The sequence below is a fragment of the Streptomyces sp. CB01580 genome (assembly GCF_001905795.1).
Taxonomy (GTDB): Bacteria; Actinomycetota; Actinomycetes; order Streptomycetales; family Streptomycetaceae; genus Streptomyces.
Genome location: NZ_LIXJ01000003.1, coordinates 48,804 through 63,311, shown reverse-complemented (window position 1 = coordinate 63,311; position 14,508 = coordinate 48,804). Strand labels below are relative to the sequence as shown.

18 protein-coding genes are annotated in these 14,508 nt (G+C 71.2%); 14 read left to right on the top strand and 4 right to left on the bottom strand.

Annotation, left to right across the window (positions count from 1 at the left end):
- Window positions 1-443: 443 nt before the first annotated feature.
- Together AMK22_RS05370 and AMK22_RS05365 are read left to right on the top strand one after the other, a co-directional pair.
- On the top strand, window positions 444-1,634 hold the full coding sequence (locus tag AMK22_RS05370) for a DUF2330 domain-containing protein (protein ID WP_073782090.1): 1,191 nt from the start codon (window positions 444-446) through the stop codon (window positions 1,632-1,634).
- A gap of 152 nt (window positions 1,635-1,786) precedes the next feature.
- Window positions 1,787-2,272: a GNAT family N-acetyltransferase gene (locus AMK22_RS05365; protein ID WP_073782089.1), complete on the top strand. Its 486-nt coding sequence runs from the start codon at window positions 1,787-1,789 to the stop codon at window positions 2,270-2,272.
- A 105-nt stretch (window positions 2,273-2,377) separates the two neighbouring features.
- Here AMK22_RS05365 and AMK22_RS05360 read toward each other — a convergent pair whose 3' ends face one another.
- Window positions 2,378-4,357 carry an MFS transporter gene (locus AMK22_RS05360; protein WP_107430491.1) on the bottom strand — a complete coding sequence of 660 codons (1,980 nt, stop codon included), beginning with the start codon at window positions 4,355-4,357 and terminating at the stop codon, window positions 2,378-2,380.
- A 512-nt stretch (window positions 4,358-4,869) separates the two neighbouring features.
- Between AMK22_RS05360 and AMK22_RS05355 the strand changes: the two genes are divergently transcribed.
- Window positions 4,870-6,051, top strand: coding sequence for a peptidoglycan-binding domain-containing protein (locus tag AMK22_RS05355; RefSeq protein ID WP_242433848.1), 1,182 nt, complete (start codon window positions 4,870-4,872; stop codon window positions 6,049-6,051).
- Between the two features lie 256 nt (window positions 6,052-6,307).
- Here AMK22_RS05355 and AMK22_RS05350 read toward each other — a convergent pair whose 3' ends face one another.
- The 3 genes from AMK22_RS05350 to AMK22_RS05340 are packed head-to-tail and all read right to left on the bottom strand — an operon-like array spanning window position 6,308 to window position 8,569.
- Window positions 6,308-7,948, bottom strand: a complete 1,641-nt coding sequence (locus tag AMK22_RS05350) for a recombinase family protein (RefSeq protein ID WP_073782087.1) — start codon at window positions 7,946-7,948, stop codon at window positions 6,308-6,310.
- Window positions 7,945-8,148, bottom strand: a complete 204-nt coding sequence (locus AMK22_RS05345) for a hypothetical protein (protein WP_073782086.1) — start codon at window positions 8,146-8,148, stop codon at window positions 7,945-7,947. The genes AMK22_RS05350 and AMK22_RS05345 overlap by 4 nt, the downstream gene beginning before the upstream one ends.
- Before the next feature lie 16 nt (window positions 8,149-8,164).
- Window positions 8,165-8,569: a helix-turn-helix domain-containing protein gene (locus tag AMK22_RS05340; RefSeq protein ID WP_073782085.1), complete on the bottom strand. Its 405-nt coding sequence runs from the start codon at window positions 8,567-8,569 to the stop codon at window positions 8,165-8,167.
- A 280-nt stretch (window positions 8,570-8,849) separates the two neighbouring features.
- Between AMK22_RS05340 and AMK22_RS05335 the strand changes: the two genes are divergently transcribed.
- From AMK22_RS05335 to AMK22_RS05285, 11 genes are all read left to right on the top strand, one after another.
- Window positions 8,850-9,056, top strand: a complete 207-nt coding sequence (locus tag AMK22_RS05335) for a helix-turn-helix domain-containing protein (protein WP_073782084.1) — start codon at window positions 8,850-8,852, stop codon at window positions 9,054-9,056.
- Entirely contained in the window at window positions 9,053-9,244 is a 192-nt protein-coding gene (locus AMK22_RS05330; RefSeq protein ID WP_073782083.1) for a hypothetical protein, read from the top strand. Before AMK22_RS05335 ends, AMK22_RS05330 begins: the two co-directional genes overlap by 4 nt.
- Before the next feature lie 65 nt (window positions 9,245-9,309).
- Entirely contained in the window at window positions 9,310-9,681 is a 372-nt protein-coding gene (locus AMK22_RS05325) for a hypothetical protein (RefSeq protein ID WP_242433847.1), read from the top strand.
- On the top strand, window positions 9,681-10,055 hold the full coding sequence (locus tag AMK22_RS05320) for a hypothetical protein (protein ID WP_073782082.1): 375 nt from the start codon (window positions 9,681-9,683) through the stop codon (window positions 10,053-10,055). The genes AMK22_RS05325 and AMK22_RS05320 overlap by 1 nt, the downstream gene beginning before the upstream one ends.
- Window positions 10,052-11,086 (top strand): ERF family protein, encoded by a 1,035-nt coding sequence (locus AMK22_RS05315; protein WP_073782081.1) that lies wholly within the window; start codon window positions 10,052-10,054, stop codon window positions 11,084-11,086. Before AMK22_RS05320 ends, AMK22_RS05315 begins: the two co-directional genes overlap by 4 nt.
- A complete protein-coding gene (locus AMK22_RS05310; RefSeq protein ID WP_073782080.1) occupies window positions 11,083-11,739 on the top strand; it encodes a hypothetical protein in 657 nt (218 codons plus the stop codon). The genes AMK22_RS05315 and AMK22_RS05310 overlap by 4 nt, the downstream gene beginning before the upstream one ends.
- Window positions 11,740-11,800: 61 nt before the next feature.
- Entirely contained in the window at window positions 11,801-12,178 is a 378-nt protein-coding gene (locus tag AMK22_RS41725) for a hypothetical protein (RefSeq protein ID WP_073782079.1), read from the top strand.
- Between the two features lie 142 nt (window positions 12,179-12,320).
- A complete protein-coding gene (locus AMK22_RS05300) occupies window positions 12,321-12,599 on the top strand; it encodes a hypothetical protein (RefSeq protein ID WP_073782078.1) in 279 nt (92 codons plus the stop codon).
- 72 nt (window positions 12,600-12,671) lie between these two features.
- On the top strand, window positions 12,672-13,583 hold the full coding sequence (locus AMK22_RS05295; RefSeq protein ID WP_073782077.1) for a hypothetical protein: 912 nt from the start codon (window positions 12,672-12,674) through the stop codon (window positions 13,581-13,583).
- Window positions 13,580-14,245, top strand: a complete 666-nt coding sequence (locus AMK22_RS05290; protein WP_073782076.1) for a zinc finger domain-containing protein — start codon at window positions 13,580-13,582, stop codon at window positions 14,243-14,245. Before AMK22_RS05295 ends, AMK22_RS05290 begins: the two co-directional genes overlap by 4 nt.
- Entirely contained in the window at window positions 14,242-14,436 is a 195-nt protein-coding gene (locus AMK22_RS05285; RefSeq protein WP_073782075.1) for a hypothetical protein, read from the top strand. The genes AMK22_RS05290 and AMK22_RS05285 overlap by 4 nt, the downstream gene beginning before the upstream one ends.
- Window positions 14,437-14,508: the final 72 nt, after the last annotated feature.

Here is a 14,508-nt window from a genome sequence, read left to right as displayed (position 1 = left end):
CGCCGACCCTCCCGCCGTTCTCGCGCCCGTCCCTCGACATGGGCGCGCCGTGAAACCTTCGCATTGCACCATGAGGAAGACCCAATCAACCCCCTCGTTGCCTGGCTGTCATCCGGCCTTTTTCCGAAAGGATGACCGAGTCACCGCTCGCGACGAGACCTGAGCACGGTGACCGGTGACGGACCCCTCGGCCGTCGATGACCAGCCGTCGGTCACCGGCTGTCGGTCACCGGCTGTCGGTCACCGGCTGTCGGTCACCGGCTGTCGGTCACCGGCTGTCGGTCACCGGCTGTCGGTCACCGGCTGTCGGTCACCGGCCGTCGGTCACCGGCCGTCGCCCGTCGGTGGTCGGCGGTGTCGGAACCCGGAACCGGGCCCGTCGCTCCCACGTCCTCCCCCTTGTTCGTCGATCACGGTTCGTTGATCACGGGGGAGGAAGACGGATGGGGCGTGGATGGCTGGGCCGGGCGTGGGTGGTGCGCGCGCTGTCCCTGGCATTGCTGCTGGTGTCGACGCAGCTGGGATCGCTGATCAGCCCGGCGTACGCGTGCGGCTGCGGGGCGATGGTCCCGAGCAGGGCGACCGAGGTCGCCGTCGACCGGGAGACGTCGGTGGTGGCCTGGGACGGCCGTGAGGAAGAGATCGTCATGCGCCTCACGGTCCGTGGCAACGCGCCGGAGGCGGCCTGGATCATGCCGGTGCCGCACCGGGCCGACGTGGAGCTCGGTGATCCGTCGCTCTTCTCCGAGCTGGACACCCTCACCGCGCCCGTACCGACGTCCCGGCACTACTTCTGGCCGCGCTCCCGCGACTGGCCGTTCACCGGCCCGGGAAGCATCGCGGACGGGGCGGGCCGCCCGTCGGCCGCCGCCCCGCCGGTACAGGTCGTCGGCCGCGAGCGGCTCGGCCCCTTCGACGTGGCACGACTGGCCGCGACCGACCCGGAGGCACTCCGGGACTGGCTGGACGACAACGGCTTCGAGCTGCCCGACCGCCTGGCGACGGCGCTGAAGCCCTACGTCGACCAGAAGTGGGAGTACGTCGCGATCCGCCTCGCCCCACGGGACGGGAACGACCCGCTGCGTGGCGACCTGGATCCGCTGCGGCTGCGCTTCGCCAGCGAGCGGCCGGTCTACCCCATGCGGCTGTCGCAGCTCGCCTCGACCCCGCAGCGGCTCGCCCTGTACGTCCTGGCGGCGCACCGCATGGAGCCGCGCGACGCGATCGGCGGTGCCGCGCCGCGCGTGACGTACGCGGGCCGGATCGATCCCGGCCTCGACGGGACGGCGCAGGACGCAGCGACGCAGGGAGGTTCGGCACGGGACGGGGCCGAGGCGCTGTCGGCGATGACCGGCGGCAAGCCCGTGTTCGTCACCGCGATCGAGCAGTGGTTCCCGCGTCCGGAGCGGATCGACGGCGATCACGAGCTGAGGGCGGCCGACACCGACACCCCGTACCGGACCCTGGTGTACCGGGACGAGCTGCTGACCGTGGGCGGGATCCCGGCCTGGTTGCTGTCGGTCCTGGGAGCCGCGCTGCTGATCGTCGTCGCGCTGGTGTGGAGGGGGCGGCGCCGGAAGCGGCCGGGGACACCCACGGCGCCGGTCACGGCCTCGGTCACACCGACGTGCTGAGCGGACCGCCGTGGGCCCCGCCCGTCCGGGGCCCGTTCGCCCCGCCCATCCCCATCCGCCTCCCGCCCATCGCCATACGTTCTCGTACGTGCGCCGATCGAGCGGATCAATCCGTTCGATCTCGCGTTCGTGCCCCGGCCACAATGACCGGCATGACCTGGACCATGGCCCACGAACCTGTCGACTCCCCGGACGCGTCTGTGCTGCGTCGCGACTACTACGGCGAGGTCGCGGGCCGGTACTGGGGACGGCCCGCGACCGCCGAGGAGATCGACGCGGGGCTCACCGACGACGGGGCCGTCCGGCTGGTGCCACCGACCGGACAGTTCGTCGTCGGCCGGTTCGAGGGGAGGGCCGCGGCCTGCGTCGGCCTGCTGGTGGCGGACGCGGACGCGGGGATCGCGGAGCTGACCCGGGTGTTCGTGCGCCCCGAGTACCGCGGCACGGGCGGCGGCGGGCTGCTCCTGGCCGCCGCCGAGCACGCGGCGCGTGCCTTCGGCATGCGCACGATCCGGCTGGACACCCGCCACGACCTGGTCGAGGCGCGAGGACTGTACGCCAAGCACGGGTACCGGGAGGTCCCGGCGTTCAACCAGGGGCTGTACGCGGAACACTGGTTCGCCAAGACGGTCGGGTAGCCGCCTCCGGAGCCGGGCGCTCCGCCTCCGGTCGAGGGTGCTCCGATTCCGGCCAGGGGTTGTCCGACTCCGGCCAGGGGTTGTCCGACTCCGAGGGACGGGCACTCAGGACGTGTCCGCGGGGCGGCCGACCGGACCGGCCGTGTGGTCGCGGCGCGGCTCCGGGCCGCGCGGCCGTTGCCTGCGGGATCCACTCGTCTCCGCGGTCAGCTCCGCCACCAGCCTGACGAGGTCCGTGGGCCGTTCCGGGCCCCACCAGTCCCCCAGCCACTCGGCCATCATCCGCTCCCGGGCCTCCGCGAGCCTCGCGACCGCCTCCGCCCCGGCGTCGGTGAGCGTCAGCTGCACGCCCTCGCGCCGGACCAGGCCGCGCTCCTCCAGTTGCCGCGACGCGTCACCGACCACGCGCAGCGGCACGGGGGTGGTGTCGGCGAGCACGGCCGGTTCGACCGTGCCGTGACGCCTGATCCGCAACAGCATCCAGCTCGCCGCGGGCAGCAGGTCGTACCCCGCCTGCCGGGTGATCTTCTCGTAGATCTCGCGACGCCCCTGGCGGGTGGCGAGTACCGACAGGGCGCGGGCGCATTCGTCGTACGAGGAGCGCTCGACCGGGTTGGTCGCCAGTGTCTCGCTGGGTTCCGGGGCGGTCACCGAGCCGCGCAAGCGGTCCTCCCTGAGAAACCAGGCGAAGACGAAGGCGATCAGGACGATCGGGGCCGCGTACAGGAACACATCGGTGATCGACGTCGCGTACGCGTGGAGCACCTGTGTCCGCAGCACGGGCGGCAGTTGGCCGATGGCGCGCGGGTCGGCGGCCAGCCGTCCGGCACTGGCGCCGGGCGGCAGGGAGTGCCCGGCGAGCGCTGCGGCCAGCTCGTCGGTGAGCCGGTTCGTGAAGATCGTGCCGAAGACGGCGACGCCGAACGAGGCGCCGATGGATCGGAAGAACGTGGCCCCGGACGTGGCGACGCCGAGGTCCCGGTACGTGACGGCGTTCTGCACGGCCAGCACCAGGACCTGCACCACCAGGCCGAGGCCGGCGCCGAACACGAAGAAGTAGACACTCATCAGCCAGGTGCCGCTGGTCTCGGTCAGCCGGTGCAGGAGCAGCAGTCCGATCGCGGTGACGCCGGTGCCCGCGATCGGGAAGACCTTCCAGCGGCCGGTACGGCTGACGATCTGCCCGGAGGCGGTGGAGGTGAGCAGCAGCCCCAGCACCATGGGCAGCATGTGCACCCCGGACATGGTCGGCGTGATGTGGTGCACCACCTGGAGGAAGGTCGGCAGATAGGTCATCGCGCCGAACATCGCGAAACCGACGACGAAGCTGATGACGGCGACGAGGGTGAAGGTCCTGCCCCGGAACAACGTCAACGGGATGACGGGTTCGGTGGCGCGGCGTTCCACGTGGACGAAGGCCACCACCAGCAGCACGCTCAGGACGGAGAGCGCGACGACCTGTGCCGAGCCCCAGGCCCAAGTGGTGCCGCCGAGCGAGGCGACGAGGACCAGGCAGGTGGCGACGGAGGCGATGAGGAACGTACCGAGGTAGTCGATGGTGTGCTTCGTACGGTGGACCGGGATGCGCAGCACGGCGGCGATCACGAGGAGCGCGACCACACCGATCGGCAGGTTGACGTAGAAGACCCAGCGCCAGCTGAGATGCTCGGTGAAGAAGCCGCCGAGCAGCGGTCCGAGGACACTCGTCGTCCCGAAGACCGCGCCGAACAGACCCTGGTACTTGCCCCGTTCGCGGGGCGGCACGAGATCGCCGACGATCGCCATCGAGAGCACCATGAGACCGCCGCCGCCGAGGCCCTGAAGAGCCCGGAAGCCGATCAACTGCGGCATGTCCTGGGCGATCCCGCAGAGCGCGGAGCCGATGAGAAAGATGACGATGGCGGCCTGGAACAGCTTCTTGCGACCGTACTGGTCACCGAGTTTGCCCCAGAGCGGGGTCACGGCGGTCGATGCCAGCAGGTAGGCGGTCACCACCCAGGAGAGGTGTTCCAGACCGCCGAGATCGCTGACGATGGTCGGCAGCGCGGTGGAGACGATGGTCTGGTCGAGCGCGGCCAGCAGCATGCCGAGGAGCAGCGCCCCGATGGCCACCAGGGCCGACCGGGTGGAGCGGTCCTCACCGGGAGCCGGTCCCGGTCCGGTTTCCGGTTCCGGTCCGGTCTCCGATTCCGGTTCCGGTCCCGGTCCGGTTTCCGGTCCCGGTCCGGTTTCCGGTTCCGGTCCTGGTTCGGTTTCCGGTTCCGGTCCTGGTTCGGACTGCCGTGCCGCCGTCCGTCGTTCCGGTTCCTCTCCCGTCGTGCGTTCCGGTTCCTCTGCCGCCGTCCGTTGCGGCTCCGGCTCCGGGGGGCTCGGGTGCTGCGCCATGGAAACGTCTCCTCGGGTCCGCTACATCCCCATCCTGGACGTTTCATGTGGTTATGGCCTGCCGAGCCCTCCGGGAACCGAGCGGACGCGCACCGGTTGACCGCGTTTCGGACGACATTGGGCGTTCCGGTGCCGGGCTGCATAATCGCAGGCAGTTCAAAGGGGAGGGGTCCACCATGACCGGACATATGTGCCCGGAGTGCGGTATGCGCATGTTCACGCCAACGAGCGAAGGCGGGGTTCCGGGCGGGAACGGCGGCCTGGGCACCGGCCCGGTCTGCGCATGCGGGGGAGGCGCCGCACGACGGCCCGGCGAGGGGCAGGAGGCCGCCGAGCGGCGACGGGCCGAGCGGTCGGCGGCCGACAGGGTGGAGGTCGCGGCCGCGGAGGACTTCGATCCGCTGCGCGTCCGGCCGTACGTCAAGCTGCGGGGCGACGTGGCACCGGAGGCCGAAGACGCTCGGCTCCCGCACCCCGGGCGGCCACACGACCACCCCGCCGAGGACGCGGACACGACCATGCCGCTCCTCCTCGGCCCGCCAGGCCCCGGCGGCGTGACAAGTCCCGGCGGCCCGGCAGGCCCGGGACAACCGGGCGGCCCGGCGCAGGTCGGCGGTCCGGGGCATCGCGATGGTTCGGGGCGTCCAGGCGGCCCGGGACAGTTCGGCGATCCCGCGCAGTTCGGCAGTCCGCCGCCGCAGACCGTCACAGATCCGGTCGACGACGCCACGGTCCTCATACCCCGGGCATCCGCCACCGCGCCCGCCGGCGCGTCCGATCGGCCACGTCGCCGCAGCCCTCTCGCCGCGTTCGCCGCAGGAGCGGCGGCGCTCGCCGTGGTGGGCACCGCCGTGTTCGCGAGCGGCCTCTTCGAATCGAGCGACGACAGGCCCGCCGACCGGGAAATGGCCCTGCCCGACCTGCCGCTCAGCACCCCCGAAGCGAGCGCGACGGCGAAGGAGTCCGCTTCGGCCTCCGCGTCGCCCCCTTCGTCCGGGTACGCCTCCACATCGCCGTCCGCGTCCTCCTCGACGGGCACTTCCCCATCCCCCTCCACATCCGCATCCGCCACGACCACACCGCCGGACACCGTCTCGCCGTCGGCGACGGCACCGCAGACGAGCCGCCCGACCTCGGCCGCACCGCCCGCGTCGCTGACCGGGCCCACACTGCGCCCCGGCGACCAGGGACCGGCGGTGGCCGAGTTGCAGAGACGACTGGAAGAGATCTGGCTGTTCCACGGGCAGGACGACGGCGACTACACGGCGACGGTCGAGCACGCCGTGAGCGTCTATCAGTCGTACAAGTTCATCCAGGGTGACCCGCCCGGCGTGTACGGACCCCACACGCGCCGCGCCCTGGAGGCGGAAACCTCGGGCCGCGGCCGCTCCTGAACCCCTGGCCCCTTCCCCGCCCCCTCCTTCACCTCGCCCCTCCCCCTACCCCTGCCCGCGACTCCGGTCTGTCCCGGACACGATTGGCGTTCCCGCGCCGGTTTTTGTATCGTGATGGAACAAAGTAGCCTCCGCCCGCCACCCCCTGACCGGCGGGCGAGGCTGCTTGTTTCTCCACCCCGCGTCACCACCTCCCCGCGCCCTGGAGCCGCCCCATGCCGGCCACCGCCCTCACAGCCAGCGCCCTCCTTCTCGACTAATCCTCTGTAGCACTGTCGGATGACGCTTGATCGGCCCACGGGTCCGGCTCCCACACCGGGTGAAACTCGATCCGGCTCGTGGCCCGCGCGTATCCCTCGCGCTCTACCCGGTAGACGGCCACACGCCGTAGCAACTGCCGCAGTATGCCGCTGCGCTCACCAGGGTTGATCGTGTCCCATTCATCCAGCAGTCCGACAATCAGCGGTTCGTAGTCAGAGACGTCGGGCGTGGCCTCGATGGCGGCGGTTTTGGCGAGCAGCTGCTCGACCGTCTCGCGCCGGGTCTTGATGCGGTCGCGAGCCGCCTCGTAGACACCGGGCGGGTAGTCGTCCGGGTTCACGGCCCGGTCGGCCTGAAGCCGCGCCAAACCGTCCTGGAGCTTCACCAACTCCTCTTGCAGGCGGGCCCGCTCACGGGCCGCGCGGGCCCGCTCCTTCGCTACGTCGCGCCGCTGCCGGGGGATGGCCGGTTCTGCGGCGTCGACTCCTTCAGCCACCGCGTCCGCGAGCCATTTACGCGTCTCGTTCTCGACTCGCTCGCGGGGGATCTGCCCACCCTTGCACCCAGCGCCACCGGTGCGAATGTAGTAGCTGCACCGGTAGCTGTAGCCGTTTATCTTCCCGCGCTTCGGGCTGACACCCTGTGAGGCCCCCATACCCTGTCGGCAGTCGCCGTGCCTCATGAGCCCGCTGTGCGTGTACGTGGCGATTCGCGCGCGTGGCGCAATGGCTCTGGTCTGCTCACGATGTTTGAGGTATCGGTCCCACAGGTCGTCACCTTCGGCGAAGATGGACGGCTGTGCGCCGGGCCGGAAGGTGTAGTTGGGGCACTTCCACAGGGCACCGCACTTACAGGTTCTGTCGTGGACTCGAAGTAGGCCGGCCGCAAATCCCGAGTCCATGTACTTGCGTAGGGCGCTGTCGTCCCAGAGGTGGCCGCGCACGGTTCGATATCCGGCAGCGTTGAGCCATCCGGCCACGGTGGCGAATGCGTCGCCGCCGACCTTGCGTTCGTACGCCTCGTACAGTGCTTCGGCCGCTCCGTCGTCGCCGCTGAGTTCGTACCGTTCCTTCTGTAGGGTCTCTGTTCGCGCGTCCCATCGGCGGTGCCAGATGTACCCGAAGCGTCCGCGCCCGGTGGCGGGAAGTTTGAGGGTGTCACGTCGGTGGTCGTGAGTCTCCCGCCATTGCTCCGAGGCACGGTTGGACTCAAAGTTGCCGAAGGCGAAGATCATTTCGCGTTGGAACTCGCCAATGGCGGTAGAAGCGTCGACAGGCTCGGTTGCCGATTCGAGTTGTCCTCCCGCTGCTTCGAGCCTGGCGAGATTGACCGCGTTGCCGGTTCTGTTGCGGCCGAAGCGCGAGTAGCGCCACACGGCCACGCCGCGCGCTTCGCCAGTCTCGACGCGCTCGATCGCGCCCATGATCTTCCGTTTGAAGTTCCGGCCGGTCATGTCGAGGTCGATAACCCAGTCGATGATGCGGCGGCCGGTACGAGCGGCCCATGCTTCGATCGCGGAGCGTTGCAGCTCCGGGCTGATCTTCTCTTCTTTCCACGTGCTCACTCGGATATAGCCGAGCCAGGGCTCGCCGTCCTCCCCGGTCGGCGAGCCCTGGAACGTGGCGGGTATTGTCACGGTTCCTCCATTGGCGCGGTGAAGAGTCCGCGCGATACGTGGTCGAGTGCCATCCGGTATCCGGCAGCGTGCGCGTCAGCGAGCTGGCCAGCCGCGGGCGTTGCCCATTGGTGTGCACGGTGCAGGATCAGGATGTGTGCGCCGACGGTGAGTCCGGCCATGACTGCGATGGCGGCCGGGATGGTGGTGGCGCGGCGCATGAGATACCTCCTGGTGCTATCCGGCGTCGTTGCCGGGTTTTGGTCGGAGCGTCTCTACAAGGTTCTTGAAGACGGCCCGAGTTTGCGGGTCTGCGGGAAGCCCAAGCTGGTCGGCGGCTTGGTCGGCGGTCAGGTGTCCGGTGGGCGACTGCACGCCGGCCACTTCGTCGGCGCTGAGGGTGCCTGCGGCGACGAAGACAGTGGTGAGGGGGAGGCCGAGCGCATCGGCGATGGCGGTAAGGACCCGGATGTCAGTGGACGCGATGTCGCCCGACAGCATGCGGCTGATCGTTGAGCGGCTGATGCCTGACCTCTCAGCAAAGGCTTTCTGGCCTCCTCCTCGCGTACTGAGGTCGTATCCGCGCTGCGTGAGCTGAGTCCGCAGCCATGCGGCGAACTCCTTGGGTCCGTTTCGTTTCATGGATGAAACGGTATCGCGCGTGAAATCTGCACGCTACAAGCGGCTGCGGCGTGACCAGAAAGCGCCCCAAGCCCCATCCGGTGTACGAATTTACTCGAACATGTGATCGATAAGCACCGATCGTCCCCCTTTCGTCGCCCCATGTCAACGCCGTTGAGGGGTGAGCGTCCGGATGCGGCGGAATGACGGGGGTCCGTCACGAGTGACCCCACGAGTCCGAAGAGTCGTGCTACGTTTCTCTCATGAAATCAATTGATTCCACCTGAGAGAGGAATCGAGCATGTACGACCGCCGAACGCTGATCGCTGCCGTCCGCAGCCTCGGGGATGAGCACTACGAGGTGATGGGCGCCAAGCTCGGTGTCAGCCGCTCCACCGCATGGCGCCTGTGGAACGGCCGCGTCGAGCCGTCGACCCGCACCGCCGCCGCCGTACTTCGCGTGTACGGCGTCGACCTCCCGCAGCTGATCGAACGGACCGCCGCATGACCGGCGTGATTCCGCGCGAGGTCGCGTTCGCCAATGCCCGCGCCGCCCTGGACCGCGCCCGCGCCCGCCGCGACGCCGACCGCGCCGCCGGACGGCTCCCGGCCGATGTGGAGCTGATCTTGCGCCGCCTCGAACGGCAGCAGCCTCGCCACCACGCCCCCGTGGCGCCCGCCCAGACCGCCGCCTGACACGCAAAAGGGCCGCCCGGTCACGACCCGGACGGCCCCCACGACCCGTGAATGGAGCACGAATCGTGAACCAGCAGACTACCCGCCGCCGCGCACCGCGCGCCGCCCTCGCCATCCGTGGCGGGCAGGCCGGCCGCCGTCACATCGTCCGTACCGCGGTGATCCGGCGACAGCTCGACCAGATCGCGCCCGGCGTACACACGGTGCGCACCGTCCCGGTGTGGACGGACGGGACCGGCACCGTTCGCATGTCGACGGCCGTCGTGCTGCTCGACGCGCTCGGCCTGGCGCTCCGCGCCGACCTCGCCGCCCGCCGCGCCGCTCACCAACTGCTCGCCGCGGCGTACCCCGCCGACTGGGCCCAGCCGTACGCCTACGACGTGGCGACGGGCGCCCTGGTTCTCGACGCTCCGTCCCTGCCCGAGGAGCTGCACTGATGCTGCGCCCGACGCTCACCGCCGACGGCACCGCCGTCCGCCTCCCGACCCGCGATCAGTTGCTCGCCCCGCTGCTCGACGACCTCGCGACCGCGTACACGGAGAACCCGTCGCTGCTCGGCACGTTGCTGCGGGCGCACGCCGAGTCGGTGCGGCGCCTGGACCAGGCCGTGACCGACGACGCCATGCCGGACTACGAGCGGTCGATCCGCGCGGCCGGGGCCGACGCCACCCGCGAGCTGCTGCTCGACGAGCTGCCGACCGAGTGCCAGACCGACCCGCACCTCTCGCCGGACGCCGCGATCACCCTTGCCGGGCGCATCACCCGCCTCGCCGGACACATCCGCCACACCCCGAAAGGCCCCCGCCCGTGACCGTCACCGCTCTCCCGCTCCACACGACCGCGCCGCGTCCGTCGGCGCCGGTCGCGGCCCCGATCTACCAGCCTGCCCCCGCCGGGGCCCCCGCCGACGCGCCGCGCGTGTTCACCGCGATCGCCGCCGTCATGCGCGACGCGATGCCCGTTGGTAAGAACCAGCGCAACGAGCAGCAGAACTACAAGTTCCGCGGCATCGACGATGTCATGAGCGCGATGGCGGGGCCGATGCGAAAGCACGGTGTTTTCATCCTGCCGACGATCGCCGACCACGCACAGCAGCGCGACGGGAAGATGACCCGCACCGTCATCACGATGCGCTACAGCGTCTACGGGCCCGCTGGTGACTGCCTGGTCGCCGAAGTGCCGGGCGAGGCGTTCGACTTCGCCGACAAGGCCACCAACAAGGCGCAGTCCGCCGCGCTCAAGTACCTGTTGTTCACGCTGTTCATGCTGCCGGTGGACGGCCGCAGCATCGACGACGGGGACCGGGACCACCCGGAGCCGTCGCCGGAGCACCGCGCGGAAGTACAGGAGCGCCGCCAGCAGCGCGCCCAGCAGCGCCAGCAGCGCGGGCAGCAGCCGCGCCGCAGCAGCCGCGCCGAGCCCGGCCCGTGGGAACAGCAGCCGCAGCAGGAGCAGCGCCAGCAGCGGCCCGACTACCTCGCCGCCGCGCAAGCCGCCGCCAGCCGCGCCGAGTTCGACAAGGTTCGGGCCGCCGCCGCCAAGGCGGGCGCGCCGGCCGACTACCTCGACCGGCTCGATGCGGTCCTCGCGCAGAAGCAGAAGGCCGCCCAGCAGGGGCAGCAGGGCGAGCGGACCGCCCCGCCGTCGGCCCCGGCCACCGGCCCGGAGGCCGCCGCCGCTGAGGCGGAGCAAGCGCTCCGTCTCGCCGCCAGCCGCGCCAACCTCCCCACCCTCGACGCCGACTTTGAGCGCGTCTACGGCCTGCCGATCGACCAGGCCCCGGCCGCCCAGCTCGACCAGTTCCGGAAGAAGATCGAAGCCGCCGCTGGGGGTGCGCAGTGACCGCGCAGACCACCGAGCAGCCCGCCACCGAGCAGGCCGTCGAGCAGAAGGCCACCCCGCCCGACCCGGCCTACCTCGCTGCCGTACTCCGTCAGCGCCTGGCCATGAAAGCGCAGCTGGACCACGCCGCAGCCCTGTTCGAAACGGTCAACACGCGCGCCGAGTACCTGCTCGATCAGCAGTACAAGGCCGCCAAGTCGACCAAGGCCGACGTGACGCTCGACGACAACACGACGACGTTCGGCACCGTGACCCGCGTCGGCGGCGAGGCCACCGCCCAGGTCACCGACCGCGACGCGTTCGCCGCATGGGTCCGCGACACGTACCCCGATCACTGGGACTACCGGATCATCCCGGCCCGGACCGAGATCAAGCTCGACGAGGCGTTCGTCGCCCAGGTCCTCGCCGCCGTCGACGCGGCCGGGACCGCCCAGTACGCCGACCCGGGCACCGGGCTGATCCACGACGTGCCCGGCGTCGCAATCAAGCCGACCAGGCGCCGCTACTGGCGGTGGCTCTTTACGCGCCGCAGCAAGTCGAAGCCGCTCGACGGCCGCGAGTTGGTTGCCCAGGCGATCGAGGCGGGCCGGATCGACCTTGACCGCGCCATCGAGGCCCCGGCCCCGCTCGAACTCACCCAGACCGCCGCGTAGTCGCGTTGTGACCCGCTCCCGGCCGCCGTGCCGGGGGCGGCCCCGGAAGGACCCCACCACCATGCTCACTCTGCTGACCGCCAACCAGCGGGCCGCCCTCGCCGCCCAGCTCGGCACCACCGCCCCCGCCGCCGTCATGCTGGTCACGGACACCGTGGCCGCCGCGGCCGGGACCGCCCGCCACGGGTACACCGACGCCGCCAAGGCCCGCATCCTCGCCGCCGAACTCCTCGCCCTGGCCGCGCGCCTGGTCGCCGTCGAGCAGCTGCTCGACACCACCCGCCGCACCATCGCCCGCGTCGCCACCAGCGATTACCACCTCACCGTCCCGGATCTGCTGTGGGAGCTGAAGAAGGCCGGGGCCCACATCACCGATGCCGAGCTGGATGAGGCCGAGGCCCTGGCAGACGCCAAGGCTCGCGCGGGGGGACTGCGGTGACCACCGCTGCCCGGCCGCCGCGCCCATGCGAGCACGGCAACCCCCCGTGTCACGCGCTCCCGACCCGCCCGTACCCGTGCGGGCCCCGGTGCAACCAGCACCAGCCCGCCATCACTCGCCCCTACTACACCCAGGAGCAGCCGTGAGGGCGTTCTACCGCGGCTACAGTGCCCGTTCCGGCCGCCGCGCCGCCCAGGTCCGCCGCCTCCACATCATGCGCGAGGACGGCAAGTTCCCCGGCCGGTCCGGCGAGTGCAACACGTCCGGGTGGGCCCACCGCGACAGCGACCCCGTGATCCTCGACCCGATGCCCGCCGTGCCGCCGCCCGGTCTGGAGTGGTGCCCCGCCTGCGTCGGCCGCGCCGCCGAACGTGCCAATCTCCTCCGCCAGTTCGCCGCCGCCCTCACCGCCCCGCAGTAGCCCCGTATCGCCCCGGGGCGAGGCTGGCCGTTCGCCCCTCGCCCCGGGCGCACCACCCGACAGGAGCACCCCTTGACCTGGTTCAAGGTCGACGACACCGCGCACATGCACCCGAAGGTGATCAAGGCCACGAACGCCGCCCTCGGCCTGTGGCTCCGCGCCGGGTCCTACGCCGCCCAGCACCTCACGGAAGGTGTCGTGCCCGGCGTTGTCGCCCAGCTCTACGGCACCACGCCGCAGGCCCGAAAGCTGGTTGCGGCCGGCCTGTGGCACGAGCACGGCCACACCTGCCCCCGGTGCGCGCAGCCGCCCGCGGGCGACTACGTGATGCACGACTTCTTGGAGTACAACCCGACCAAGGAGAAGGAGCAGGCCCGAAAGACGGGCGCCGCCGAGCGGCAGCGCCGGGCCCGCGAGCGCGCGGCCGAGGAGCGAAAGCAGCGGGAATCGTCCGCGAACGCGCCGCGAAACGACGACGATTCGACGGCCGAAAATTCTGAAAGCGACGCGAACGCGGGCGCGTTTTTCGATGAAACCGCAGGTCAGAGGCACCAGTCACAGCGTGACGGTGCGGACCCGTCACGGTCCCCCCGACCCGACCCGCCCCGTAGTACCTCCGTAGGAGGTACTAACCCCCTTACCCCCCAGGGGGAGCAGGAGCCCGCCGCCGCACTCCTCACCGACTGGTGGGCCCGCTACGGCCGTGGCACCGCGCAGTCGCGGCACACGATCCGCCGCGCGATCACCGACGCCCTCGGCAACGGCCTCGACCCGCAGACGCTCGCCGCCGCCCTCGACCGCCTCGGCCAGACCTCGAAGCCCGTCACGGGGGGCACGCTCCAGTTCGCTTTGTCCGAACTCCGCCGCCCCGCTCCCGGCGCCGACGTCATCCCCCTCGACCCCAACGCCCCCCGCAAGGGCCGCGCCGCCCAGTCCGCCGACCACCTCGCCGCCGCCCTCGAACGCCTGGAGGCCCAACAGTGAACCCCCGCGAGATCACCGCCCTGATCGCCTATGCCGTCCGCCTCGACCCGCGCCTCACCGTCGCCACCGACGCCGAGGCCGACGAACGCCTTGCCCAGTGGTGCGACCTACTGGCCGACGTGCCCGCGACCGCCCCGCACCCCGAGGGCCGCGACTGGAACGCCGCATGGGCCGTCCGCCAGCACATCGCCACGTCGCCCTACCGCATCCAGCCGTCCGACATCAGCCGCCCGTGGCACGCGTTCCGCCGCGACATCCTGTCCCGCCACGTCGACCCCACCCCCAACGTCGACCCCGACGACGAAGCCGCCTACCGCGCCGCCCTGGTGACCACACGCCACGCCATCGAGACCGGCCAGGCCCCCGCCCAGACCCGCACAGCACTCCCCACCGGCACCCGCGCTGAACGCGAACAAGCCGACGCCGACCGCCTCGCCCAGTTCGGCGGATACAGGCCCCGCCTCGCCGAATACCGGCCCGTCGCCGCCGAGCGCCGCCGCCTGGTCGTTGCCGGACAACCCGACCCGTACACCGTCCCCTGCCCCTGGGGAGCCTGCCGTGCCCCCGCCGGACAGCGCTGCCAGACCGCGGGACGCCCCCGCACCGACTTCCACCCCGGCCGCATCGACGCCGCCCGCACCGCACAGGAGACCGCCGCATGAGGATCTACGTCGACCCGCTCACCGCCGAAACGATCCCCGACGGCACTTTCGGCCAGGCCCGCCCCCGCCGCCACGATCCGACCGAGGTCGCCGAGCCCACGCACCCGCTCGAAGCTGCCCGCCGCCGCGCCATCCTGCTTGCCGAGCTGCGGAAGTACCAGGCCAGCAAGAAGATGCCGCCGACCGAATAGGGCAACCCGAGCGTTTTCGCGCATGCTAGATTTCTCCCAAGAAACGAATCTGTTCGTTTCTCGGGAGAGAAC

Excerpts from the sequence above, each read along its gene's own strand:
- AMK22_RS05335 (WP_073782084.1), top strand. The coding sequence starts at position 8,850 with ATGTACGACCGCCGAACGCTGATCGCTGCCGTCCGCAGCCTCGGGGAT.
- AMK22_RS05340 (WP_073782085.1), bottom strand. The coding sequence starts at position 8,569 with ATGAAACGAAACGGACCCAAGGAGTTCGCCGCATGGCTGCGGACTCAG.
- AMK22_RS05330 (WP_073782083.1), top strand. The coding sequence starts at position 9,053 with ATGACCGGCGTGATTCCGCGCGAGGTCGCGTTCGCCAATGCCCGCGCC.
- AMK22_RS05320 (WP_073782082.1), top strand. The coding sequence starts at position 9,681 with ATGCTGCGCCCGACGCTCACCGCCGACGGCACCGCCGTCCGCCTCCCG.
- AMK22_RS05365 (WP_073782089.1), top strand. The coding sequence starts at position 1,787 with ATGACCTGGACCATGGCCCACGAACCTGTCGACTCCCCGGACGCGTCT.
- AMK22_RS41725 (WP_073782079.1), top strand. The coding sequence starts at position 11,801 with ATGCTCACTCTGCTGACCGCCAACCAGCGGGCCGCCCTCGCCGCCCAG.
- AMK22_RS05370 (WP_073782090.1), top strand. The coding sequence starts at position 444 with ATGGGGCGTGGATGGCTGGGCCGGGCGTGGGTGGTGCGCGCGCTGTCC.
- AMK22_RS05360 (WP_107430491.1), bottom strand. The coding sequence starts at position 4,357 with ATGCTGCTGGCCGCGCTCGACCAGACCATCGTCTCCACCGCGCTGCCG.
- AMK22_RS05355 (WP_242433848.1), top strand. The coding sequence starts at position 4,870 with ATGTTCACGCCAACGAGCGAAGGCGGGGTTCCGGGCGGGAACGGCGGC.
- AMK22_RS05285 (WP_073782075.1), top strand. The coding sequence starts at position 14,242 with ATGAGGATCTACGTCGACCCGCTCACCGCCGAAACGATCCCCGACGGC.
- AMK22_RS05345 (WP_073782086.1), bottom strand. The coding sequence starts at position 8,148 with ATGCGCCGCGCCACCACCATCCCGGCCGCCATCGCAGTCATGGCCGGA.